Origin of the sequence: Actinoplanes sp. NPDC049548 (genome assembly GCF_040676695.1) — a bacterium.
Lineage (GTDB): Bacteria > Actinomycetota > Actinomycetes > Mycobacteriales > Micromonosporaceae > Actinoplanes.
In genome coordinates this window covers 422,989-446,415 of the sequence record NZ_JBFAPM010000003.1, presented here as the reverse complement: position 1 = coordinate 446,415, position 23,427 = coordinate 422,989, and the positions used below count along the sequence as shown (strand labels likewise).

At 71.8% G+C, this 23,427-nt stretch carries 21 protein-coding genes; 15 read left to right on the top strand and 6 right to left on the bottom strand.

Annotated elements, in window-relative coordinates; all coding sequences use genetic code 11:
* Positions 1 to 16 precede the first annotated feature (16 nt).
* A complete protein-coding gene (locus AB0J80_RS09295) occupies positions 17 to 1,000 on the top strand; it encodes a S8 family serine peptidase (RefSeq protein ID WP_364702320.1) in 984 nt (327 codons plus the stop codon).
* On the opposite strand, the gene AB0J80_RS09290 is transcribed toward AB0J80_RS09295, so the two are convergent.
* Positions 997 to 2,451, bottom strand: coding sequence for a glycoside hydrolase family 43 protein (locus AB0J80_RS09290; RefSeq protein ID WP_364702317.1), 1,455 nt, complete (start codon positions 2,449 to 2,451; stop codon positions 997 to 999). The genes AB0J80_RS09295 and AB0J80_RS09290 overlap by 4 nt on opposite strands.
* Positions 2,452 to 2,513: 62 nt before the next feature.
* Here AB0J80_RS09290 and AB0J80_RS09285 point away from each other — a divergent pair, with 62 nt between their 5' ends.
* Both AB0J80_RS09285 and AB0J80_RS09280 read left to right on the top strand, forming a co-directional pair.
* Positions 2,514 to 4,217, top strand: a complete 1,704-nt coding sequence (locus tag AB0J80_RS09285) for a glycoside hydrolase family 3 N-terminal domain-containing protein (RefSeq protein WP_364702314.1) — start codon at positions 2,514 to 2,516, stop codon at positions 4,215 to 4,217.
* Positions 4,218 to 4,246: 29 nt separating this feature from the next.
* Positions 4,247 to 4,636, top strand: coding sequence for an HPF/RaiA family ribosome-associated protein (locus tag AB0J80_RS09280; RefSeq protein ID WP_364702312.1), 390 nt, complete (start codon positions 4,247 to 4,249; stop codon positions 4,634 to 4,636).
* Here the strand turns inward: AB0J80_RS09280 and AB0J80_RS09275 are convergent.
* Positions 4,607 to 5,149 (bottom strand): dihydrofolate reductase family protein, encoded by a 543-nt coding sequence (locus AB0J80_RS09275; protein ID WP_364702310.1) that lies wholly within the window; start codon positions 5,147 to 5,149, stop codon positions 4,607 to 4,609. The two genes, AB0J80_RS09280 and AB0J80_RS09275, sit on opposite strands and share 30 nt — an antisense overlap.
* A 17-nt stretch (positions 5,150 to 5,166) precedes the next feature.
* Between AB0J80_RS09275 and AB0J80_RS09270 the strand changes: the two genes are divergently transcribed.
* The 7 genes from AB0J80_RS09270 to AB0J80_RS09240 all read left to right on the top strand — a co-directional run bounded on the left by AB0J80_RS09270 (position 5,167) and on the right by AB0J80_RS09240 (position 13,132).
* The gene (locus AB0J80_RS09270) at positions 5,167 to 5,553 is read left to right on the top strand and encodes a VOC family protein (protein WP_364702308.1); all 387 of its coding nucleotides are present in this window, start codon (positions 5,167 to 5,169) and stop codon (positions 5,551 to 5,553) included.
* Positions 5,554 to 5,564: 11 nt separating this feature from the next.
* Positions 5,565 to 6,377, top strand: a complete 813-nt coding sequence (locus tag AB0J80_RS09265; RefSeq protein WP_364702305.1) for a TrmH family RNA methyltransferase — start codon at positions 5,565 to 5,567, stop codon at positions 6,375 to 6,377.
* Positions 6,378 to 6,419: 42 nt separating this feature from the next.
* On the top strand, positions 6,420 to 8,036 hold the full coding sequence (locus AB0J80_RS09260) for a methyl-accepting chemotaxis protein (RefSeq protein ID WP_364702302.1): 1,617 nt from the start codon (positions 6,420 to 6,422) through the stop codon (positions 8,034 to 8,036).
* Positions 8,037 to 8,051: 15 nt separating this feature from the next.
* Positions 8,052 to 10,649 carry an AAA family ATPase gene (locus tag AB0J80_RS09255; RefSeq protein ID WP_364702299.1) on the top strand — a complete coding sequence of 866 codons (2,598 nt, stop codon included), beginning with the start codon at positions 8,052 to 8,054 and terminating at the stop codon, positions 10,647 to 10,649.
* 10 nt (positions 10,650 to 10,659) lie between these two features.
* Positions 10,660 to 11,472, top strand: coding sequence for a methyltransferase domain-containing protein (locus AB0J80_RS09250; RefSeq protein ID WP_364702296.1), 813 nt, complete (start codon positions 10,660 to 10,662; stop codon positions 11,470 to 11,472).
* A gap of 76 nt (positions 11,473 to 11,548) precedes the next feature.
* Positions 11,549 to 11,758, top strand: coding sequence for a DUF2283 domain-containing protein (locus tag AB0J80_RS09245; protein WP_364702293.1), 210 nt, complete (start codon positions 11,549 to 11,551; stop codon positions 11,756 to 11,758).
* 6 nt (positions 11,759 to 11,764) lie between these two features.
* Positions 11,765 to 13,132 (top strand): methyl-accepting chemotaxis protein, encoded by a 1,368-nt coding sequence (locus AB0J80_RS09240; protein WP_364702290.1) that lies wholly within the window; start codon positions 11,765 to 11,767, stop codon positions 13,130 to 13,132.
* On the opposite strand, the gene AB0J80_RS09235 is transcribed toward AB0J80_RS09240, so the two are convergent.
* Complete coding sequence (locus AB0J80_RS09235) at positions 13,101 to 13,559, bottom strand: protein phosphatase (protein ID WP_364702287.1); 459 nt, start codon at positions 13,557 to 13,559, stop codon at positions 13,101 to 13,103. The genes AB0J80_RS09240 and AB0J80_RS09235 overlap by 32 nt on opposite strands.
* 203 nt (positions 13,560 to 13,762) lie before the next feature.
* Here AB0J80_RS09235 and argS point away from each other — a divergent pair, with 203 nt between their 5' ends.
* Positions 13,763 to 15,430: an arginine--tRNA ligase gene (argS, locus tag AB0J80_RS09230; RefSeq protein ID WP_364702285.1), complete on the top strand. Its 1,668-nt coding sequence runs from the start codon at positions 13,763 to 13,765 to the stop codon at positions 15,428 to 15,430.
* Here argS and AB0J80_RS09225 read toward each other — a convergent pair.
* A complete protein-coding gene (locus tag AB0J80_RS09225; protein WP_364702283.1) occupies positions 15,427 to 16,371 on the bottom strand; it encodes an RDD family protein in 945 nt (314 codons plus the stop codon). The genes argS and AB0J80_RS09225 overlap by 4 nt on opposite strands.
* Positions 16,372 to 16,412: 41 nt before the next feature.
* On the opposite strand from AB0J80_RS09225, the gene AB0J80_RS09220 reads away from it, so the two are divergent.
* On the top strand, positions 16,413 to 17,408 hold the full coding sequence (locus tag AB0J80_RS09220) for a stage II sporulation protein M (protein WP_364702281.1): 996 nt from the start codon (positions 16,413 to 16,415) through the stop codon (positions 17,406 to 17,408).
* On the opposite strand, the gene AB0J80_RS09215 is transcribed toward AB0J80_RS09220, so the two are convergent.
* Both AB0J80_RS09215 and AB0J80_RS09210 read right to left on the bottom strand, forming a co-directional pair.
* Positions 17,405 to 18,577, bottom strand: coding sequence for an MFS transporter (locus AB0J80_RS09215; RefSeq protein ID WP_364702278.1), 1,173 nt, complete (start codon positions 18,575 to 18,577; stop codon positions 17,405 to 17,407). The genes AB0J80_RS09220 and AB0J80_RS09215 overlap by 4 nt on opposite strands.
* A 263-nt stretch (positions 18,578 to 18,840) precedes the next feature.
* Complete coding sequence (locus AB0J80_RS09210; protein ID WP_364702276.1) at positions 18,841 to 19,878, bottom strand: hypothetical protein; 1,038 nt, start codon at positions 19,876 to 19,878, stop codon at positions 18,841 to 18,843.
* A gap of 187 nt (positions 19,879 to 20,065) precedes the next feature.
* Here AB0J80_RS09210 and AB0J80_RS09205 point away from each other — a divergent pair, with 187 nt between their 5' ends.
* The 3 genes from AB0J80_RS09205 to AB0J80_RS09195 are packed head-to-tail and all read left to right on the top strand — an operon-like array spanning position 20,066 to position 23,266.
* Positions 20,066 to 21,328 (top strand): toll/interleukin-1 receptor domain-containing protein, encoded by a 1,263-nt coding sequence (locus AB0J80_RS09205; RefSeq protein ID WP_364702273.1) that lies wholly within the window; start codon positions 20,066 to 20,068, stop codon positions 21,326 to 21,328.
* A complete protein-coding gene (locus AB0J80_RS09200; protein ID WP_364702270.1) occupies positions 21,321 to 22,295 on the top strand; it encodes a MoxR family ATPase in 975 nt (324 codons plus the stop codon). The genes AB0J80_RS09205 and AB0J80_RS09200 overlap by 8 nt, the downstream gene beginning before the upstream one ends.
* Positions 22,292 to 23,266 carry a hypothetical protein gene (locus tag AB0J80_RS09195; RefSeq protein WP_364702267.1) on the top strand — a complete coding sequence of 325 codons (975 nt, stop codon included), beginning with the start codon at positions 22,292 to 22,294 and terminating at the stop codon, positions 23,264 to 23,266. Before AB0J80_RS09200 ends, AB0J80_RS09195 begins: the two co-directional genes overlap by 4 nt.
* Positions 23,267 to 23,427 lie beyond the last annotated feature (161 nt).

Genomic DNA, 23,427 nt, shown 5'->3' with positions numbered 1-23,427 from the left:
GTGGCACCTTGTTGCGTTGAAGGCGGCCGAGGCGCACGAGATCACCCGTGGTGATGGAGTCACCGTTGCCCTGATGGACAGTGGCGTGGACGCTGATCACCCCGACCTGGCCGACGCTGTCCTCCGTGGTACGGATGTCCTGGACTCGGGCGACGACGGTCGCAGTGACGTCAACGGCCACGGCACCGCGATGGCCGGCGTCATCGCGGGCCGCGGCCATGGCCGCGGTCATCAGAACGGCATTCTCGGCATCGCGCCGGGCGCGAAGATCCTTCCGGTGCGCATCACGGGAGACGCCCAAGCCAGTGGCACGGAGGTCGCGGACGCCCTGGCCTTCGCCCGCGCCCACGGGGCGCGAGTTGCCAATATGTCGTTCGGCGGTGCCGATGACTCCACGGTTCATGATGCGATCAAGGCAGCTCTTGCCGATGACATGGTGCTCGTCGCGAGTTCCGGTAACCGCGACGAGGCAGGCGGGCAGTATCCCGGCCGCTATCCAGAAGTGCTGACGGTCGGCGCGGTCGATCGCGCCGGGAAGATCGCGGACTTGTCCGTCACCGGTCCGCAGGTCGATCTCGTCGCCCCGGGCGTCGACATAGCGACTACGGGGATCACGGATTCCGGTTACTACCAAAGTAGTGGCACGAGCCACGCAGCCGCGGTCGTGAGTGGGGCGGCTGCGTTGGTCCGGGCGAAGTTTCCTGATCTCAGTGCGGCCGAGGTGGTGCACCGGCTGACCGCCACCGCCACGGACGCCGGGGCGCCGGGCCGGGACGACACTTACGGGTACGGGCGGCTCAACCTTGTCAAGGCGCTCACCGCCGACGTGCCTCCGCTCGCGGACGCACCCGCCTCGGCTCGTGCGGACGCCCCCGTGGGGGTGGCGCCGCGCAAGCCTGTGAAGCGGGTGAGTCCGCTGGTGTTCGCCGGCGGTGCCGCCGTTGTCGTGCTGCTGATCGGCGGCCTCCTCGTGGGGCTCATGCTGCGGCGGCGGCGTTAGTCCACGGCCACGTTGTCGAAGGCCGCTGCTGTGTTGAAGACGCGGACACCGGTCGTCCCTGTCGTGAAGGTCGTGTCGGTCACGGTGAGGCGCGGTGTCGTCATGTCGTCGGCGTACACCTTGATGGTGGATCCGGTGGCCTGCACCCGGAGGTGGTAGCGGGTTCCCCGGGCGACCGGCATCGGGGCCGAGGCCAGCTGGCGCCAGTTGTAGTCCGCCTTGCCGAGGATGATGCGGCCCGAGGTGGTCAGGCCCGCGTAGTAGCCGCGGTAGCTGTCCGTGCCCACCGCCGGCTGCGTGGCCCGGAAGACCACGCCGGCGTCACCGGTGCCCGACTCGATCGTGACGTCCGCGTCGTAGGTGACGTTCGCGAAGTTGGTGTCCTGCAGGGCTTTGCCGCCCGCGGACGCCGTGGCGCGGTACGTGCCGTCGGCTGCGGACCAGGTGGAGCCGTACGTCCGCCAACCGACCGCGTCGTTGTCGGCGAAGTTGTCCCTGACCTTCATGGAGACCGGCTGGATCGTGCCGTCCGCGCGGAAGCTCATGCGGTCGTAGGCGAGCTGGCGGTGGTTGGCGTCCGTCTCGCTCAGGGGGCGACGGTGGTAGACGATGTACCAGATGTCGGTGCCGGGCACGTTGATGACCGAGTTGTGGCCCGAGCCCTTCGCCACCTCGGGGTCCTGGGTCAGGATCTTCGTCGGTGCGCTGAAGGGGCCGGTGGGGGAGTCCGCCGTGGCGTACGAGACCGAGTAGTCCGGGCCGCCCCAGTAGCCTTCGGACCACATGAGGTAGTACGTACCGTTGCGTTTGAAGACCTGGGGGCCCTCGGTGTAGTTGGCCGGGGTGATCTCCTTGAAGGTGCTGCCGTCCGGGAAGCGGCCCAGGCTGGTCATGTCGCTGTTCAGCTTGGCGACGTTGGCGTGGCGCCAGCCTCCGTAGTACAGGTACGCCTGGCCGTCGTCGTCGATGAAGACGTCCTGGTCGATGGGCTGGGCGCCGTTGACGAAACGGTCCACGAGCGGGGCGCCGATGGCATCGCGGTACGGGCCCTCGGGGCGGTCGGCCACCGCGACGCCGATGCCGCCGAGCTCCGCGTCGCTCTGGATGTCGTTGGCTCCGAAGTAGAGGTAGTAGCGGCCGTTGCGCTGCACCGGGGCGGGTGCCCAGACCGCGCGATGGGCCCAGGTGACGTCGGTGGTCGTGAGGACGTTCGGGTGCCTGGTCCAGTGGATGAGGTCCGGCGAGCTGAACGCGTCCAGGTAGGTCTGTTCGTCGTACGGGCGTGACGAGGTGGGGTAGACCCAGTACTCCCCCTCGTAGACGGCGACGTCGGGGTCGGCGTACCAGCCGGCGACGAACGGGTTGCCGGCCTCGGCGGTGGAGTAGTCGGGCACCATCGGCGTGCCGGCGGCCAGGACGGCGGCGAGCATCGCGGGGAGAACGCTCATCATGGGACGCATTCGCTCATTTATGAACGTCGATTGTCAAGACCGGCCGTCCTATGCTCGGACGCATGGTTCGACGTTCGGTAACGCTGCTCTCCGTCCTTGTGCTGCTGACCGCCGGCCTCGCGCTGCCCGCCCGGGCGCAGGACCCGGTCGGCGCGCTCCTGGCGCGCATGTCGCTCGCCGAGAAGGTCGGCCAGATGTTCGTCTCCTACGTGTACGGTCGCAGCGCCGCGACTGCGTCGCCGGCCAACACCAGCCTCTACGGCGTGGCGACCCCCGCCGAGGTCGTCGCGAAGTACCACCTCGGTGGCGTCATCTACTTCACGTGGAGCGACAACCTCGCCGAGCCGGGGCAGATCGCCGAGCTGTCCAACGGGCTGCAGCGGGCCGCCGTCGCCGACTCGGGCGTCCCGCTGCAGATCAGCACCGACCAGGAGGGCGGGGTCGTCAACCGGATCGGGGCCCCGCTCGCCGTGTCGCCCGGCAACATGGCGATCGGTGCCACGTTCCGGCCGCGGGAGGCGCGGCGGGCGGCGCGGGTCAGCGGCACCGAGCTGCGGGCGCTCGGCATCAACGTGGTGGATGCGCCGGTCGTGGACGTGAACACCAATCCGCGCAACGCCGCCGACGGGCCGCGGGCCTTCGGTGACCGTACGGGTCAGGTGTCGGTCTTCGGCGCCGAAGCCGTCGCCGGGTACCGGGCCGCCGGGATCGGGGTGCAGGCCAAACACTTCCCTGGCCTGGGCGACACGACGGTCAACACCGACAACGGCGTGGCCGTCACCGACGAGACGCGGGAGCAGATCCTTGCCGCGCACGTGCCGCCGTTCCGGGCGGCGATCGCGGCCGGCGCGCAGAGCGTCATGGCCGCGCACATCGTCGCGCCGGCGCTGGACCCGAGCGGGCGGCCCGCCAGCCTCTCCCGGCCTATCGTCACCGGGCTGCTGCGCGAGCAGCTGCATTTCGACGGGGTCGTCGTCACCGATGCGCTGGACGCCGCCGCCCTCAACGACATCCCCGCCGAGCGGATCGTGCTCGACGCCGTCGACGCCGGCGTCGACCAGCTGCTCATGCCGAAGGACGTGCCCGGTGCCATCCGGACCGTGCTGGACGCGGTCGCCGCCGGTACGGTCAGCGAGGAGCGGATCGACCGGTCGGTGCGGCGGATCCTGCGGATGAAGCGGGGGCTGGGGCTGTTCGACGACCCGTACGTGCCCGCGCCCGTCGTCGGGACTCCCGAGCACCTCGACGTCATGGCGCAGATCGCCGCCGGTTCGATCACCCGGCTGCGCGACACCGCCCTGCCGCTGGAGGCCGGCCGCAACGTGCTGGTCACCGGATGGGGTGTGGGTACCACCACCAACCTGACCAACGCCCTCACCGCGCGAGGGATCACGGCGACCCGGCTGTACACCGGCTCGCCGAACGCCGACGTCATAGCCCAGGCCGTCGCCGCCGCCCGCGCCGCCGACGTGACCGTGGTGACCACGTACAACGCGTGGAGCGACGGCAACCAGCGGAACCTCGTGTCGGCGCTGCTGGCCACCGGCAAACCGATCGTCGTGGCGGCCGTGGGCGGGCCGTACGACATCGCGTACCTCCCGGAGGCGCAGACGTATCTGGCCGCGTACGGATATCAGATGCCGTCGGTGGTCGCCCTGGCCGACGTCCTCACCGGCCGGCAGGCGGCCCGGGGCCGCCTGCCGGTCACGATCCACAGCGCCGACGGACGCGAAGTGCTTTTCCGGTACGGAACGGGTAGGGGGTGATCACCAAGTCCGATCGAAGGGAGACCCCGATGAGTGTCGCGGCAGACCCGGCCACCGTCGACCAGTGCCTGCGCGCGGGCGCCGGCTTCTCGCAGGGCGACCGTGAGTGGATCGCGGAGCAGTTCGTCACGCTGGACGCCCGGCTGGCGGCCTTCCCCGCGGAGACCACCGAGCTCGAGGTCTCGGTCAAGGACCGGGAGGCCCGCGGCCAGAAGGTCACGCTGGAGTGCTGGATCGCCGGCCGCGAGAAGATCGTCACCACGTCGTCCGAGGAGGACCTGCACGCCGCCCTCCACGACGTCCGCGACGACCTGCGCCGGCGCCTGAACGACCAGAAGACCAAGCAGGAGCCGCGGCACAACCGGCACCTGCGCGCCGGGCTGACCGACCTACCGCAGGACGCGGAACCACAGGTCTGACGAGTGCGGCACCTCCGCGGAGCGGATGCGTTCCAGCTTCACGGAGGTGCCGTCCGCCCGGTCGTAGAGCCGGGTGCCGGCCCCGAGCATGATCGGGGCGACACACACCAGGATCTCGTCGAGCAGGCCGGCCGCCAGGCACTGCCGGGCCACCTCGGCGCCGAGCACGTTGACGTACAGGTCGCCGGCGGCCTCCTTGGCCAGCGCGACCGCGGTCGCCAGGTCGCCGGCGAAGGTCACGCCGGGCCACGGTACGGACGGCCGATGGTGGGTGAGCACCACCTGCGGACCCGACCACGCCCCACCGAACGCCTCACCCTCCGCGGGAGTGTCCCGGTAAGGGTCGTCGCCGCGGAACGTGCGGTTCCCCGCGAGGATCGCCCCGATCCGGGGCACCAGCTCGTCGATCAGCGGATCCGGACCGAGGTACGGCGTCATCCACGCCATGTCGCCGCCCGGGCCCGCGATGAACCCGTCGAGCGACATGGTGGCCGAGTACAGCAGCTGTGCCATACCCGAAGATTAGGGGCATGATCGACCCACGCGTCTCCGTACGCCTCGCCCGCCCCAGCCGCGACCTCGCCGCCGCCGCCCGGTTCTACACCGACGGCCTGGGATTGTCGGTGCTCTGGCAGGGGACCGGCGCCCACGACATCGTGATGCTCGGCTGGCCGCAGGCGTCCTGGCACCTGGAGCTGGTCGGCGGCGCCGGGGTGCCCGAGCCCGCTCCCACCGAGGAGGACCTGCTCGTCCTCTACCTGGACGGGCCGGTCGACCTGCAGCTGGTCCGGCGCCTGGAAGAGGCCGGCGGCCATCGGGTGGAGCAGGGCGAGTACTGGGACCGCTGGGGTGTCACGGTGGTCGATCCCGACGGCTACCGCCTGGTGCTGTCGGAACGGGCGTGGTCCAACCAGTAACCTCGGACGGCGTGCCCAGGACCTTGCGGATCACCACCCGGAACGCCACCTTCCAGCAGTGGCAGGCGCTGCTCGTCAACCGTACGAAACGGCAGCGGGCGGGGGAGTTCCTCGTGCAGGGCGTACGCCCGATCTCGCTGGCCGTCGAGCACGGGTGGGAGATCCGGGCGCTGCTCACCGCCGAAGGCCCCGGGTTGTCGCGGTGGGCCCACGACCTGCTCGACACGGCCGGGGCGCCGCGGGCGGTGCTCTCGGCCGAGCTGATGCGCGAGCTGGGCGGCAAGGACGAGGAGGCGCCCGAGCTGCTGGCCGTCGTCGGGCTGCCCGCCGACGACCTGGCCCGGGTGCCCGTACGCCCGGACCTGCTGGTCGTGGTCTTCGACCGGCCCACGACCCCCGGGAACGTCGGGACGCTGGTGCGCTCGGCGGACGCGTTCGGCGCGGCGGGTGTGGTCGTCACCGGGCATGCCGCCGACCCGTACGACCCCCGGGCCGTGCGGGCGTCCACCGGCTCGCTGTTCGCGCTGCCCGTGGTGCGGGTGCCGAGCCATCGGGAGGTGCTCGAGTGGGTGGGTGCTCTGGGCGTACCCGTGCAGGTCGTCGGCACCGACGAGCGCGGGCCGGTCGACATCGCCGAGCACGACCTGACCGGGCCGACCGTGCTCGCGGTCGGCAACGAGACCCATGGCCTGAGCGCCGCCTGGCGCGACGCCTGCGACCGGATGGTACGGATCCCCATCACCGGAGCCGCCAGCTCGCTGAACGCCGCGTCGGCGGCCACCGTGGCGTTGTACGAGGCGGCCCGGCAAAGGCGATCCAGCTGACACTTGCTCAGGGTCCGGGGTGCTGCACCCGAAAAGCATCCCGTGCGTATCTCAGATGTCAGCGTCGGCAAGCGGCTCGGCGCGTCCTTTCTCGTGCTGGTTCTCCTGATCGTGGTCGCCGCGGCCGCCGGCTGGTGGGGCATGCGCCAGCAGAGCGAATCGCAGCACCGCGTGGCGGTCCTCGAGAAGCTGCGGAGCCAGATCCAGGACGTCGAGTACTACGCCGCGGACGTGTCGGGGTGGCAGTCGCTGTGGGTGAACGACGTCGCCGCGTACGGCTTCGAGTACCTGAGCGGCGCCGACGAGTTCAACCGCCAGGGCCTGCTGGATTCCAAGGACTCGGTGTACAAGCTGCTGGCGAAGATCGACACCAGGAACCTCACCGACGGCGAGCGGGCCACGTTCGCCAAGCTGAAGCCGGCCTGGGACGACTTCTTCGCCTGGGACGACCGGATGCTCAAGTGGCTGGAGGCCGACGACAGCCAGGCCACCCTGCGCAAGGTGATGGACAGCATCAACGACGGCGACGCCGCCGACTCGTGGGGTGTGGTGCTCGACGTCACCAGTGAGCTGTACAAGTCGGTCCTCGCGCGTGCCGAGAAGTTGAGTGCCCAGGCGGCGGACGTGCGTGCGACCAGCGAGCGGGTGCTCTACGGCACGCTCGGGCTCGCCCTGATCCTGGCGGGTCTGCTGGCCGTCTGGGCGACCCGGTCGGTGGTGGGCCCGCTCGCCGTCGTGGTCGCCGCGCTGCGCCGGCTGGCCGGGCGTGACCTCACCGTCCGTACCGACCTGAGGCGCGGCGATGAGCTGGGGAAGCTCGGCGAGGCGCTGAACACCACCGCGGCGTCGCTGCGGGACACCGTTGCCTCGATCGCCGGGCACGCCGGCACGATCGCCACCGCGTCCGGTGACCTGTCGCGGATCTCCGCCCGGGTCGCCGACTCCAGCGAGCACGTCGACAACCAGGCGGCCGCGGTCGCCCGGGCGGCCGGCGACGTCTCCGGCAACGTCCGGACCCTGGAGGCGGGCAGCCGGGAGATGGGCTCCGCCATCGACGAGATCAGCCGCAACGCCGGCGAGGCGGCCCGGGTCGCCGCGGAGGCGGTCACCGTGGTCGAGCGCACCAACGTCAGCGTGGGCAAGCTGGGCGTGTCCTCCGCCGAGATCAGCGCCGTGGTGGGTCTGATCACGTCGATCGCCGAGCAGACCAACCTGCTCGCGCTCAACGCGACCATCGAGGCGGCCCGCGCCGGGGAGATGGGCAAGGGCTTCGCGGTGGTCGCCGGTGAGGTCAAGGACCTGGCCCAGGAGACGGCGAAGGCCACCGAGACGATCGGCCGCCTGGTGCAGACGATCCAGTCCGACACCGGCGACGCGGTCACCGCCATAGCGCAGATCGGCAGCGTGGTCACCCGGATCAGTGACATCCAGACGCTGATCGCCGCGGCCGTCGAGGAGCAGACCGCGACCACCGGCGAGATGGGCCGCAACGTCACCGAGGCGGCGCAGAGCAGCCGGGACATCGCGGCCAACATCGCCGGTGTGTCCACCGCGGTCGGCGAGACCACCACGGTGGTCCGGGAGGCGCAGGCCTCGGCCCAGGACCTGGCGCGGACCAGCGCGGAGCTGGAGAAGCTGGTGGCGGGCTTCACCGTCTGACTAAGCTGCGCGGCGATGGAGCTGCTCGAACGCGACAGCGCACTCGCCGACCTGGACCGGTTGCTGGCCGACACAGCCGGCGGCGGGCGGATCGCGCTCGTCGCCGGCGAGGCCGGGGCGGGCAAGTCCAGCCTCGCCGGGGCCTTCACCACCGCCGTACGGTCGCGGGCGCGGGTCCTGTGGGGAGCATGCGATCCGCTGCTGACCCCGCGGGCCCTCGGGCCGGTGCACGACATCGCACGGCAGGCCGGCGGGGCGCTGCGCGAGCGGGTGGAGGCCGGCGAGCGTGGTCCCGTCTTCGACGCCCTCCTGGACGAGCTGGACGGTCCGCTGCCGGCCCGCCGCCCGGTGGTGGTGCTGGACGACCTGCACTGGGCCGACGAGGCCACCCTGGACCTGGTCGCCTTCCTCGGCCGCCGGCTGGCGCTGTGCCGGGCGCTGCTCGTGCTCACGTACCGCGACGACGAGCTCGGGCCCGAGCACCAGCTGCGGACCGTCCTGGCCGGACTGCCCCACGGCACGGTCCGGCGGATCGCCCTGCCCCCGCTCTCGGCGGCGGCGGTCGCGGAGCTCGCCCGCCGGGCGGGCCGGCCGGCGGGCGTCGTGCACGCGGAGACCGGCGGCAACCCGCTGCTGGTGTCGGAGGTCCTGGCCGGCGCGGACGCGGGCGTTCCGCCGACCGTCCGCGACCTCGTGCTGTCCCGCCTCGGCGCGCTGTCCGCCGCCGCCCGGGACGCGGCGGGCCTCGTCGCGGTCGTGCCGTCGCACGCCGAGGCCGCCCTGCTCGCCGGCCACCCGGAGGGCGTCGACGAGTGCCTGGCCGGCGGCATTCTCACCGGCACGGCCGACGCCGTCGCCTACCGCCACGAGCTCCTGCGCCGCGCGGTCGAGGAGTCCCTGTCACCGGTACGCCGGGCCGCCCTGCACGCCGAGGTCCTGCAGCGGCTCACCGGCCGTCCGGGCGTGGACCCGGCGCGGCTGGTCCACCACGCGCACCACGCGGGAGACGCTGCGGCGGTGCTGCACTGGGCTCCCGTGGCGGCCCGGCGTGCGGCCGGGGTGGGCGCCAACCGGCAGGCCGTCGCGCACTACGAGACCGCGCTGCGGCACGCCGCCGGGGTCACCGGGGCGGAGCGGGCCGAGCTGCTGGAGGCGTACGCGACGGTCGCCCACCTGGCGGGGCTCAACGGCGAGGCGCTCGAGGCCCGGCGGGAGGCGCTCACGCTGCGGGAGGCGGCCGGGGACGCGGTCCGGGTCGGCGAGAACTGGCGGTGGGTGTCGCGGCTGGCCTGGTGGACCGGGCGTACGGCGCAGGCCCGCGCGGCCGGGATCCGGGCGGTGGAGGTGCTGGAGGCCGCCGCGCCGGGGCCGCAGCTGGCCATGGCGTACAGCAACCTGTCCCAGCTGCACATGCTGGCGGACGAGGAGCCGGCCGTGGAGTGGGGTGAGCGGGCCATCGCGCTCGCCCGCCGGCTCGGCGACCGGGACACCGAGGTGCACGCGCTGGTCAACGTCGGCTCGTGGCGGCTGCAGCGCGGTGACCCGGCGGGCGGCGAGGAGCTGGACCGGGCGCACCGCCTGGCCGTCGCCGCCGGGCTGACCGACCACGCCGCGCGGGCCCTGGTGAACCGGGCCTGCCAGGCCGTCGAGTGGCACCAGCCCGAGCTCGCCGAGGCGGCGCTGGAGCAGGCACTGGCCTTCGCCCGCGCCCACGACCTCGGCGGGTACGTGCGCCACCTGCTCGGCTACCGGGCGGCGCTGCGGCTCGCCCGCGGTGACTGGCCGGGCGCCGGGGACGACGCCGGGCAGGCGATCGCCGGGCCGGAGCAGCCGGGCCCGTTCCGCTGCCAGGCCCAGGTGACGCTCGGGCTGCTGCGGTCGCGGCAGGGCCGGCCCGGCGCGGCCGAGGTGCTGGAGGAGGCCGCGGGTGCCGCGTACGAGGCCGGGGAGCTGCAGTGGGTCGGTCCGGTGGCGGCGGCGCTGGCCGAGCACCACTGGATCGCCGGCGACCCGGAGCTCTCGGCGGCGCAGGCCCGGCGCGGCTACGCCATGGCGCGGCGGGCCGGGCACCCGTGGCTCACCGGCCGGCTGGCGTTCCGGCTGCACCGGGCCGGCGCCGGGGTCGGCGCCGACGGTGCCGCGCCGCCGTGGCGGCTGCTGCTCGAGGACGACGTGCGCGGCGCCGCTCGCGAATGGGACCGGCTCGGCTACGGCTACCACCGTGCCGAGGCCCTGGCGTGCGGGAACGACGAGGACGCCGCGGAGGCCCTGCGCATCATGGACGGTCTGGGCGCGGTGGCCGCCGCCCGGCGGGTCCGGGCGGAGCTGCGCGAGCGCGGCGCCCGGGTCCCGCGCGGGCCCCGAGCGACCACCGCCGCGGACCCCACCGGGCTCACCGCGCGGCAACGCGAGGTGCTGGATTTGCTCGCCGACGGGCTCAGCAACGCGCAGATCGCGGCGGCGCTGTCGCTGTCGGCGAAGACCGTGGACCACCACGTCTCGGCGGTGCTCGGCAAGCTCGGGGTCAGCTCCCGGGGCCAGGCCGCCGCCCTGAGCCGCCGCTCTTCGAACATGGGGAAATCTCCCCACGCCGCGGAGCCTCCCGCGCCCTAGCGTCGGCGGCATGACGAGTTCTCCCCGGCCGGCCGACATCAAGGCCCGCCAGCAGAAGACCTGGGCGAGCGGCGACTACGGCGCCGTAGCCGCCCTCATCCAACCCATCTCCGAGCTGCTCGTGCAGGCCGCGGACCTGTCCGCCGGCTCGCGGGTGCTCGACGTGGCCACGGGTACGGGCAACGCCGCGATCGCCGCCGCCCGCTGCCTGTGCGAGGTCGTCGGCGTGGACTACGTACCGGAGCTGCTCGAACGCGGCCGCGCCCGGGCCGCCGCCGAGCATCTGCCGGTCCGGTTCGTCGAGGCCGACGCCGAGGACCTGCCCTGCGACGACGGCGAATGGGACGCGGTGTTCTCCGTGGTCGGGGTGATGTTCGCGCCGGACCAGGAACGCGCCGCCGCCCAGCTGACCCGGGTGTGCCGCTCGGGCGGCACGATCGCCCTGGCCAACTGGACCCCGGACGGCTTCATCGGCGACCTCTTCCGCACGGTGGGCCGTCGCGTACCGCCCCCGCCGGGCCTGCGCGCGCCGGTCGAGTGGGGCCACGAGCCACGGCTGCGCGAACTCGTCGGCGACCGCGTGAGGGACCTGAGCGTGACCCGGCGGGAGTTCGTGTTCCGCTTCCCCACGCCGGAGGACTTCGCCGACTACTTCCGTACCCATTACGGGCCCACGCTGAAGGCCTTCGAGGCGCTCTCCGAGGACGACGGCAAGCTGCTGCACGCGGACCTGGTCGAGCTCGCTGAGCAGTACAACGTCGCGACCGACGGTACGGCGAAGATCCCGTCGGCGTACCTGGAGGTGCTGGCGATCCGCGCCTGAGCGCGCCCGGGGCGGGGTCCGGCGTCTTGACCCGAACCGGGTCTGGGCGGCGCGTCCCCGTGGTGGAATCGAAGGCATGCGGATGACGTTGGACCCCGACGCCGACGCGGCGTACGTGGAGATCGCGAGCGCCGAGCACCGGTCCGTGGAGAACATCACCGTCGACCGCCCGGACGGGATGATCGTGCTGGACTTCGACGCCGACGGTCATCTGCTCGGCGTCGAGGTGCTCGGGGCGCAGCGGCTGCTGGCACCGGACATCCTCGCGGGCGCGGACCGGCTGTAGCGGCCGATGGGCAGTGACCGCGCCACGCCCGTACTGCTGCGCCCCGTGCTCGCCGCCGCCGGCCGGATGGGGACCGGCCTGCGGCTCGCCACCGTCGCCGTCCTCGCGGCGGCCTCCGGCGCCATCGGCACCCGGGGCGGGCTCCTGACGGCCGTCGGCGGCATCGGCCTCCTGCTGGCGGTGTGGTTCGCGATCGGGGTGCACTGGCGTACCCGCCACGACGCCGAGCTCGTCGCCGGCGCGGTGAAGGCCGTCGCCGACGGGAACTTCGGCCAACGGGCGCTGCCCACCGGGCGCGACGAGCTGGGCGAGGTCGGCCGGGCGCTCGATGCCGGGCGGGGCCGGATGCTGGCCCGCAAGGAACGCCAGCGCGAGGTCCAGGCCGTCCGTGAGGAGCAGTTCCAGGTCGGCTTCCAGCACCAGAAGCAGGCCGAGCTGCGGCTGCGGGAACGGGCGCAGGCGGTCATCGACGAGTCGACCTCGGTGATCGCCGAGGAGCTGCGCGAGGTCACCGAGCAGGTCGCCGAGGTACGCCGGGCCGCCGACACGATCGACGGCGGCATCGCGGCCACCGACGCGGCGACCTCCGCGGTGGTGGACCACGCCCGCCGGGCGGAGCAGGTCATCGCCTCGCTGGAGCAGAGCCTGCGCCGGGTGGCGTCCACCGCTCAGCTGGTCCAGGGCATCGCCGGGCAGACCCGCCTGCTCGCGCTCAACGCCACCATCGAGGCGGCCCGCGCCGGTGAGCTGGGCCTGGGCTTCACGGTCGTCGCCGACGAGGTCAAGGACCTGGCCACCAGCACCGCGGACTCCACCGAGCAGATCGCGGCGACCATCGCCGAGCTCGAGAACGACACCGCGCAGATGGCCGGCACGATCGCCGAGATGGTGGCCGGGATCGGCAGCGTGGGCGAGGCCGCCACCTCGCTGCGGGCGGTCGCCGCCGACCAGGGCACGGTGGTCGGCCGGCTCACCGAGCGGATGAGCCGCACCATCGGCCGGGTCGAGGAGATGTCGGGCCTCGCCGCCCAGCTCGAACGCCGCCAGTCGGAGCGGATCAGCGCGTCCGGGACGGTCCGGCTGCAGCGGCGCGGCAGCGACCCCGTCGAGGCGGCGCTGATCGACGTGAGCAGCAGCGGCCTGGGGGTCCGGCTCACCGGCGGCGACCTGGCCGTCGGCCAGCTGGTCGAGGTCGACGGTTTCGGCCCTCCGGCCGACCCCATCCCGGTACGCGCCCGCGTCGAGAGCCTGCGCGGCGGCGCCGCACACGACGAAGCCGGACTCCAGTTCATGGTCACCGACGGCCGCACCGCGGAGCGGATCGACCGCTACCTGGACGAGCTCACCCGCGGCGGGGCGGAGCGGGTGCCGTGAACGCCCGCACGTAACGCCGCTGCCACGGCGTCTCCACGGCATGCCGGTCGTAGCCGTCGCGGACGAAGGCGACCGCCTCCGCGGGCGCCACCCCGTCGAGGATCGCGAGGCAGGCCAGCGCCGTACCGGTGCGTCCCCGGCCGCCGCCGCAGGCGACCTCCACCCGGTCGCCGGCCGCCCGCTCCCACGCCTCGTGCAGCACCACCGCGGCGGCCTCCCGGTCGGCCGGCAGGCGGAAGTCGGGCCAGCGCAGCCAGCGGCTCTCCCAGGCCACCGCCGGGGGAGGGGCGCCCAGCAGGTAGACACCGAACTGCGGCTCGGGACCCGGTGGCAGGGGCCGGCGCAGGGCACGCCCCCGGACCAGGCGACCCGACGGGAGGCTCAGCACGCCCGCGGCCGTCGGCTCCCACGTCTCACGCGTTCCCACGCGTACCAGTCTGCTCGCACCGGGGACGGCCGATCCGCTAGGCTCGGCGGCGTGCACAGCATCAACCGCGAGCGACGCCGGGTCATCACCCTCCGGTTGAGCTAGCACGTGTCCTCCACCGGCGGGTCGTCCGCCGGTGTCGCAGGAACTCCCCGTGGTACGCCGGCCGGCCCGCTGCCCCGCGTACCGTCGATGGGTTGACCATGAATCTCGAAGCACTGCTCTCCGCGCGGCTCGCGCCCGCGTTCGCCCAGGTCGCGCAGGCGGCCGTCGATCCCGCCGTGCGGCGCTCCCAGCACGCCGACTTCCAGTCCGGGGCGGCGCTGCCCCTGGCCCGCCGGCTGGACCGCTCGCCGCGCGACCTCGCCGCCGACGTGATCGCCCGGGCCGACCTGACCGGGATCGCGACCGCGGAGGTGTCCGGGCCGGGCTTCGTCAACCTGACCGTCGCCGACGAGCTGGTCACGTCCGCCGTGAACGACGTGGCCGCCGACGCCCGGCTCGGCGTCGCCCGGACCGCACAGCCGCAGACCGTCGTCGTGGACTACTCGGCGTCGAACATCGCCAAGGAGCTGACCGTCGGCCACCTGCGCTCGACCGTGATCGGCGACGCGCTCGCCCGCACCCTCGAGTGGCTCGGCCACGACGTCGTCCGCGCCAACCACGTCGGCGATTGGGGCACGGCGTTCGGCATGCTCATCGAGCACCTGGTCGACGTGGGCGCCACGGGCGTCTCCCAGGCCGCCGACCTCACCGCGTTCTACCAGGCGGCGCGAGCGGAGTTCGACGCGAGCGAGGAGTTCCGGACCCGGGCCCGGCTGCGGGTGGTGCGGTTGCAGGCCGGGGACGAGGAGACGCTGCGGCTGTGGCGCACGCTCGTCACGGAGTCGCAGAAGTACCTGCTGGAGGCGTACGAGCGGCTCGGGGTGACCCTCACCGAGGCCGACTTCGCCGGGGAGAGCAGCTACCAGGGCATGCTCGCGTCGGTCGTCGAGGAGCTCGACGCCAAGGGCCTTCTCACCGAGAGCGACGGGGCGCTGTGTGCGTTCCCGGCCGGCTTCACCGGCCGCGACGGCGCCCCGCTGCCGCTGATCGTGCGCAAGAGCGACGGCGGGTTCGGGTACGCGGCCACCGACCTCGCCGCCCTGCGCCACCGGGTCCGCGACCTGGGCGCCACCAGACTCCTGTACGTGGTCGGCGCACCCCAGCGGACCCACTTCCGGATGGTCTACGCGGTCGCCGCCGAGGCCGGCTGGCTGCCGGACGGCGTGACCGCCGAGCACGTCGCGTTCGGCTCGATCCTCGGCTCCGACGGCAAGATGTTCCGCAGCCGGACCGGCGACTCGGTGAAGCTCTCCGAGGTGCTCGACGAGGCGGTGGCCCGGGCCGCGGAGCTGGCACCGAGCCCGGAGATCGCCGCGGCTGTCGGCGTGGGCGCGATCAAGTACGCCGACCTGGCCGGCGACCGCATGTCCGACTACGTCTTCGACTGGGACCGGATGCTCGCCCTGACCGGCAACACCGGCCCCTACCTGCAGTACGCGTACGCCCGGATCCGCTCGATCCTCGACCGGGCGGGAGAGTTCCGCCCGTCGGTGCGCTTCACCCACCCGGCCGAACGGGCGCTGGCCCTGGAACTGCTCGCCTTCGAGCCGGCGGTGGAGTCGGTCGCGGCCACGCTGGAACCGCACCGGCTGGCCGGTCACCTGTACGGGCTCGCCTCGCTCTACAGCACCTTCTACGAGCAGTGCCCGGTGCTGAAGGCGCCCGACGGCGTCCGCGAGAGCCGCTTGTCGCTCTGCCTGCTCACCGGGCGCACCCTGCGGCGCGGCCTCGACCTGCTCGGCATCGCCACGCCCGCCGAGCTTTAGGAGGGCCGGCCCTCTTCCTTGACGACGCCGAGCAGGGGTGGGTTCGTGCCCGCCGGATCCCAGGTGGGACCGGTGGCCCGGGCCCACTCGAGCTTGCCGAAGCCCGGCCAGATCCGCTGGGTCAGCGCCCGGGAGGCGTGCACCCGCTCGTTGGCCCGCCGCCGGCGCTCGGCGAGGACGGCGCTCAGGAACATCCACGGCGGCACCCCGGGCGGCACCGGCTGGGCGATCTTCTCGCTCACCTCGGCGGCCAGTCCGTACGCGAACCGCCCGTTCATCGGCTGCCGGATGCCGGCCGCCCGGGCGAGGTAGTGCCGGGCGGCGAGGGCCAGGTCGTCGTCGAGGTTCGTCAGGTCCAGGCCGGCGGCCCACCCGGCGAGCTGCGGCGGCATCGAGGGCACCCAGCCCCACGGCGCCGGGGACCGCTCGTGGATCACGAACGTGCCGGCCGCCAGGTCGCCGAGGCGCCGGCCCTGCGGCGAGAACAGCATCGTGGTCAGCGCCACGGCCCAGGTGAGCGGCGGGAAGAGCAGGCCGGGCCACTCGACGGAGACCCCCACGAGGCTGCGGACCAGCGCGTGCCGTACCCGGATCGGGCCGCCGTCCTCCCGGACCACCCGCAGGCCCATCGCCCGCTTGCCGAGGCTGCGCCCGTTGCTGAGGGTCTCCAGCGCCGTCGGGTACCCGACGAAGACCAGGATCACCGAGACGGTGCCGATCGCCTGGATGAGCGCCTCGTCGACGGCGTCACCGAGCAGCGAGGACGTGAGAGCCCCGGCCAGCGAGAACACCATCACGCCCAGCACCAGCTCCACGACCATGTCGATGAGCAGCGCCAGCCCCCGCGAGCCGATCCGGGCATGCCGGACGTCGACCTCCACGGCCTCGCCGTTGACGAGCTGCTCGCCGCGTCCGCCGCCGGCCGGCACCACCACTGTCATACGCGGTAGTTAACCTGATCGCCGCCCGATACGCTGCGCCGGTGGACCTGGACGCCTATGTCAGCGAGCGCCGCGGGGAGTGGAACAGGCTCGACGCCCTGACCAACCGGCGCAAGCTGTCGGCCGCCGAAGCCGACGAGCTCGTGCTGCTCTACCAGCGCGCGGCCACGCACCTGTCGGTGGTGCGCAGCCACTCGCCTGACCCGATCCTGCTGGCATCGCTGTCCCAGCTCGTCATCGCCGCCCGCTCGGCGGTCACCGGCGGCCGGCGCTTCTCCTGGCGCCCGATGGCCCGCTTCTTCACCACGACGCTGCCGCTCGAGCTCTACCGGTCCCGCCGCTGGTGGCTGACCGTGATGGCCCTGGACGTGCTGGTCGCGGGGGTGCTGATGGCGTACTTCGCCGCCCACCCGGAAATCATCGAGACCTTCATCCCGGCGTCGGCCGTCGAGCAGTACGCCGGCGAGGACTTCGTCAACTACTACAGCGAGTACCAGGCCCAGAACTTCGCCGCCAACGTGTGGACGCACAACGCCATGATCGCCGGTCAGTGCCTGGCGTCCGGCGTCCTCATCGTGCCGGTCCTGTGGATCCTCGCCCAGAACACCTTCGACCTGGGCCTCACCGGCGCGCTCATGATGAACGCCGGCAAGGGCGGCACCTTCTTCGCGTACATCCTCCCGCACGGCTTCCTGGAGCTGACCGCCATCTTCGTGGCGGCGGGGGTGGGCCTGCGCATCGGCTGGGCCTGGATCGCGCCGGGCCCGCACCGCACCCGCGGACGGGCCCTCGCCGAACGCGCCCGCGCCGGCATGCTGGTCGCGCTCGGCCTGGTCGCGATGCTGCTGGTATCCGGCATCCTGGAGGCGTACGTGACGCCGTCGGGCTGGCCGGACCCGGTCCGGCTCGGCATCGGCTTCGCGGTCTGGCTCGCCTTCCTGGGGTACGCCCTGGGCGTGGGCGGCGCGGCCCACCGGCGCGGCGAGAGCTCGGAGCTGGCACCGGAGCACACGGTCGCCTCGGTCCCGATGGCCTAGGTCGCCGGGGTCACCACCAGCGCGCCGCGGCGGCCCATCGCCCACACCGCCAGGGCGAAGACGCTGAGGGCCATGCCGGCGACCGACACGGCCGTCCAGCCGCCGGCGGACCACAGCACGGTGGCCGCCGCGGAACCGATCGCTCCGCCGATGAAGTTGCTGGTCACGAACGCCGTGTTGAGGCGGCTGCGGGCCTCGTGCGAGACGGCGAAGACGCGCAGCTGGTTGAGGATGCCGACCGCCTGCAGGGCGACGTCGATGAGGACGACCACCACGATGACGCCGACGACGGACCGGCCGGTGAAGGCCGCGGCGACGAAGCACAGCAGGACGACCGCCCAGGAGGCGCCGGTGGCCGGCAACGACCAGCCGCGGTCGTGCAGCCGCCCCGAGCGTTGCGCGGCGATCGCACCGGCGAGCCCGGCGAGGCCGAAGAGGCCGATCACCGACACCGGGAAGTGGAACGGGGGCCCGCTGAGCAGGAACGTCAGGGCCGTCCAGAACATCGTGAAGGCGGCGAAGCCCGTGGCGCCGAGCACCAGGGTCCAGCGAACGGTGCGTTCGCGGGCCACCACGGCCGCCACCGAGGCGATCAGCGCCGGGTACGCCATGCGGGTCTTGGGCGGCAGCGGCGGGATCGCCCGGTACAGCAGGGCGGCGAACAGGACGGCGGCGGCCGCCGCGACGGCGTAGATGGCCCGCCAGCCGGCGACGTCGGCGACGAGGCCGCTGATCGTCCGGGACACCAGGATGCCGGTGAGGATGCCCGACACGACCGTGCCGACGACGTGACCGCGGTTGGTGTCGTCGGCCAGGTCGCCGGCGAGCGGCGTGAGGATCTGCCCCGAGACCGTGGTCAGGCCCAGCACGGTGATCGCCGCCAGGAGCAGGCCGATCGACGGTGCGAAGGCGCAGGCGAGGAGGGCCGCCGCCGAGCACAGCAGCATCACCGGTACGAGCAGCTTGCGGTTGAGCACGTCGCCGAGCGGTACGAGGAGCACGATGCCCGTCGCGTACCCGATCTGGGTCGCGGTGATCAGCCACCCCGCGGTGGCGGTGGAGGCCTGCAGGTCGCTCGCGATGAGCTCCAGCAGCGGCTGCGCCCAGTACAGGTTTCCGACCGCCGCGCCACCGGCTACGGCGAACAACAACGTCAGACCGCGGGTCATGACGCCCATCCTCCCGCACGGTGAGGGGTCCCGCTCAGAGCCGGCCGGCCGCCTTCAGCTCACCGACGCCGACAAGGGGAACGGGGGCCTTAGGGGTCTGGTCAAGCGGCGAGGGCGTGTTCTGTCGGTCGGAATGGGTAGGTCTCGGAGCACAGCGAACAGGCCATCGCAGCTCCTCCCTTGGGCGGGTGCGCACCGCGGAGAGAGATGCCGGAACGGCGGATGACTGGGGCGAGTCCGGCGTAAGGAGGGCCGCTGAGGTCTCACGGCAGGGTCTGGTTGTGCGCGGGCGGAACCGTAGGCGGGCCGGCCGACAGTTTGGTGAAGACCAGATCGAAGGTGAAACCAGCGGTGAAGCCCAAGGGCACGAGGAAGAACAGCAGGCGCTGAGCGTCCAGCCGCGCGAACAGGTCCGGAACGCTCACCAGTTCGCCGGCGATGTACAAGAAGACCGTCACAAGACCGGCACCCAGTCCGCGAGCGACCGCCCATCCCCACTGAGGGCCGGAACCCTGCTGACGAAGCAGCGCTCCCGCGCCGGCGGCAGCCATGGGTGTTGCGAGCACCAGGAGGAAGTCCACCACGCCCGGCGGCGGTTTGCTGCCGACGAATGCGGCGACCAGCCACGAGCCGACGAGGGCGAGAAGCGTGACACACAGCGCCAGCCTGGCAGCCAGCGTCCGGCGCCGAGCGGTGGCTCCGGCGTACACCACGCGGTCACGGCGACGTGCGATCTGTGCGAGGAGCGCGGCTACGAGGTGGTGCGCTCGTTCGTCACCCCAAGGCCGGCCCATGAGGGTGATGTCCTGCTCAGAGGCGTCGTTGGGTTGCTTGGCAAGATTGGCGCGGACCGATGCAGCGCCGCCGCCGAACGCGGCCACGGCTATCAGGGGCACTTCGTGCAGCACTGCGAAGATGCCGGCCACCCGCGACGACTGACCGCCGCCGATCACTATGACGCCGTCCGCGGTCAGGAGAGAACGATAGTAGGGCAACTCCCACTCGTTACCCGGATCCGGCTCCACGAGAACGTCGGCCGGTCCCTGCGGGAATCCGAACTCGACTTCCGCGTGCGCAGGTGGACGGACCCGTATCTCGCCATGCTGGGGCGCGGCCGCGTATCCCTGCGCTACCCAGGCTTCGACATATTTGGGTTTGCTCGAGAAAAGGACCAGGTCGCAGCCGGCATCGGCCAGCGCCCTTCCCAGCTCCGTGCACGCCTCGTGGCCGCGATCATGGTCCCGCAACGGAGGCCGGTAGTCGTCTCTCGAGACGTCGAGGCTGCCTACCACGGCGATCACGGGGGCAACCCCTTGATTGACCCTCATCACCGGGCATGGAACAGCGTATCGATCAAAAGTGCTGTCAGGAAGTTGACAAAACGCTGACGATTCCATCTCCTGCTCATCGTTCGGGTTCGTCTATTGACCCTGAGTTCTCCACTCGGGCAGGCTCGCATGTCACCAGGAAGATGGCGACGGATGGGGCATGGCGAAGTTCTTCATCAGTCACAGCGCGCGCCCAGGCACTCCCGCGCGCTCTGTGTTGGAAGCCGTCCGGGCTCGCCTCGAAGCCGACAATCATTCTGTCTTCGTCGACGATCGGATCCGGCCCGGGCGGCGCTGGCGGCCACAGATCTACGACGAGTTGGCCCAGTGTGACGCGGCAATCGTCCTGCTGGACCACAATGCGATGCGGCCCCGGTCCTTTTGGGTCCGTCGAGAGGTCTACAACCTCATGTGGCGCCACTACCTGGGTTCCGTCCACATCTACGGCGTACTGATGGACTCGGTCGACGTTCGACAGGTACGCGCCGCCGGCTACGGGGAACTGGTGGAGCTCCAGCTGCTCCGTGACGCCGGAGAGGAGCCCGCGAAGGTGGCGGAATCCATCGTCGCCGAATTCGACAAGGCCGAGGTCGTCAGTAGCGATCCGATGCGTCGGTGGCTCGACGAGATCACCGACCTGATTCGCCACGTCGGTCCGGGGAACACTCTGAACCGTTTCGCACTGGAACTCGGCGTCGGTCCGGAAGAATTCGGTCGTTTCATCGTGCCGGATTGCTATCGGTTTCTGGCGCATCAGTTGCTCGGAAGACCACAACCCGAGAGTACGTTCAGGGCCGTGGACGTCGTCAGTCACATCGCCGGCACGGCCGGATTGGCGCACCGTGCGTTGCCGGCGCTGGTCGACGGTCAGGCAGCCCGCGTACTCCTACGCCGCGACGATCCGCGAAGGGTCGTGGTCATCAACGCGGAATACGCGACGACGGCCGAGATCTTCGTGATGCGCGCCGGCTGTGCGGCTCGCACGTACCGATCGGTCCAAGTGTCCGCCGCACTCGGCGACGATCTCACCGCTGAGCTCATGGCCGAGTTCAGGAAGGCGGTGGCCATCCTGGTGCGTGCCCAGGACGACCCTCACGGTGATCGGTTCCGCCGCAAGCTCGCGGCGTACCGGACCCGCCGCATCCCCGCACTGGATGCCGGTTTCCTCATCGTGGATCCGGCTGGAGTCCCGTTGCGCGATCTGGTGCCCGCGCTCAGCGAGCTGCGCGATCTGTGTCCGTGGCTGACGGTCATCGTCCTGACCGGCGACCACAAGCTCGGCGTCGAAGAGTTGGGCGACCTCGGCCGCGGCGTGGTGGTGGCCATCGACCCGCCGCTCTCGCCGAACGACGAGGCCGACCTTGACGCTATCCGAATTGCTCTGACGGAACTGAGCAACGAAGAAAGGCGCGTACATGCCTGAGCGACTCACCGCCCAGCCATCGGCGAACTTCGGCGGCCCTGACCGGCGCGACGGCACGGCCTATTTGATGAGCGAGGAACTGGAACTCGCCGTACAGGTAGCGCTCGCCACGCGGCGGCCGCTTCTGGTTCGCGGGGATCCCGGAGCTGGGAAGTCGTCACTCGCGGCCTGTGTCGCATCGCGGCGTAACTGGCGCTACTACGAGCATGTCGTCACCTCTCGCACTCTCGCGCAGGATCTCCTCTGGACCTTCGATCACGTCCGCAGGCTCGCGGACGCCCAGATCCATGCCGCGAGGGGCGAGGACCTCGACGACTGTCGGTACATCAGCCCAGGCGTCCTGTGGTGGGCATTCGACCGGACGTCGGCGCTGCGCAGGGGCGCACCCGGCGCGACGACCGCCGTGGCGCCGGCGGAGGAGCCTCGCCCCGACATCAACACCGTCCGCGGTGCAGGCGTCGTCGTGCTCATTGACGAAATCGACAAGGCGGATCCGGACGTACCTAACGGGCTTCTGGTCGCCCTCGGTTCCCGAGAGTTCACCGTGTCGGACACGGGAACGCGGGTGTGCGGAAGCGCCGGCGCTGACAGCGTCACGGATTGCCTCATTGTGGTAACCACCAACGAAGAACGCGAGCTCCCACAGGCATTCGTGCGGCGTTGCGTCGTCATCAGTCTGCCCTCGCCGACGAGATCGCGCCTGGTCGAGATCGCGAAGGAACACCTCCACTTCGGCAATCGATCGTGGACGGCGCAGACGCGTCTGCTCGCTGAGGAGTTGGCCGGCGAGCTGGACTTCATCCGGATCTCCGCAAGGGATGCCGGACTGCGTGAACCGAGTACGGCGGAGTACCTCGACGCGCTGTACGCCTGCCTGGACTTGCAGATTACCGTCAACGACGATCGATGGCGGCACCTCCGGGAATTCGTCTTCCTCAAAGGTTCTCGTCCGGAGGAGGGACCGTGAACGAGATCTGGCTGGGTGACATGGCCCGGGCATTGGACGCCGTCGGCTCGGGTACCGCTGCCCAGCGGCGCATGGTCGCTCTCATGCTGGGCTTTCGAGGGAGATCGGCCGGCCATCGATTGCCGCCCTCCGCTCCGCTCCGAAAAGCGCCGAACACGTCTGCAACCCGCGAGCCGGTAAGCGGCCGTGCTTCGGCGAACGGGGAAGAGGATACCAGCGCCGCCGCGGACGAGGTCACCGCGAGACTGCCCGACGCGCGCTCGACCGGCGGTGTTCCGGGGGCGGAGGCGCGTTTGATCGGCTACACCTCGTTGAGGACCATTCCGGTCGGCGAGGAGACACTGCCGCGCGCGTCGGCCGCTGGTCTACTGGCGAGACCACCGCACACTCCGCTGTTCGCACGCCGATACAGCAGGGCCGTTCTCCACGGACTCCTCACCCAGTACAGTCCGGACGGCCCCATCGACCACAACGCATTGGTACGGCACGTCGCCCGTCGCCGACTCACCGATCTTCCCCGGCTATCCGTCCGCACGATGCGCTTCGGCGTCCAGGTGCTGGTCGATCAGGGAGAGGCGATGGCGCCGTTCCGCCGCGACCAGGCCGATGTGGTTCATCAGGTCCGTACATTGGTCGGCGCTACCCAGACCGAAGTGGTCTACTTCGCGGAGTCTCCGCTGCAGGGCAGGGTCAGCGAAGAACCCGCATGGACATGGCGGGAGAATCGATTGCCGCCTCCGCGTACGCGTATTCTGCTGCTTTCCACGCTGGGATCCGGCGGCGGGTGGACCTCGCCGCATGCGGTGCGTGCCGAGTGGAAGAGATTCGCCGAGCTGGCTTACCGGCGCAACTGTACGGTGGCGGTCCTGATTCCTAGACCGCGGCGGCTGTGGCCGGTATGGGCCGATGGTCTCTTCACTCTTCTGCCGTGGGACAGGAGAACGACGTCGGAACGCCCGGCGCGCTCATGACGATCGCACGGACGGCCACGAGACCACCGACGCATCTCCCGGCGCCCTCGCCGGGCGCCGTCGAACTCGCGACGCTGCTCAGCGTCGCCGTCCGCATCGAGCCGGAGCTGATTCGCGCCTGCCGTCTTAATCTGGTTCCGCGGCTGGACGTCAGTGCCGAG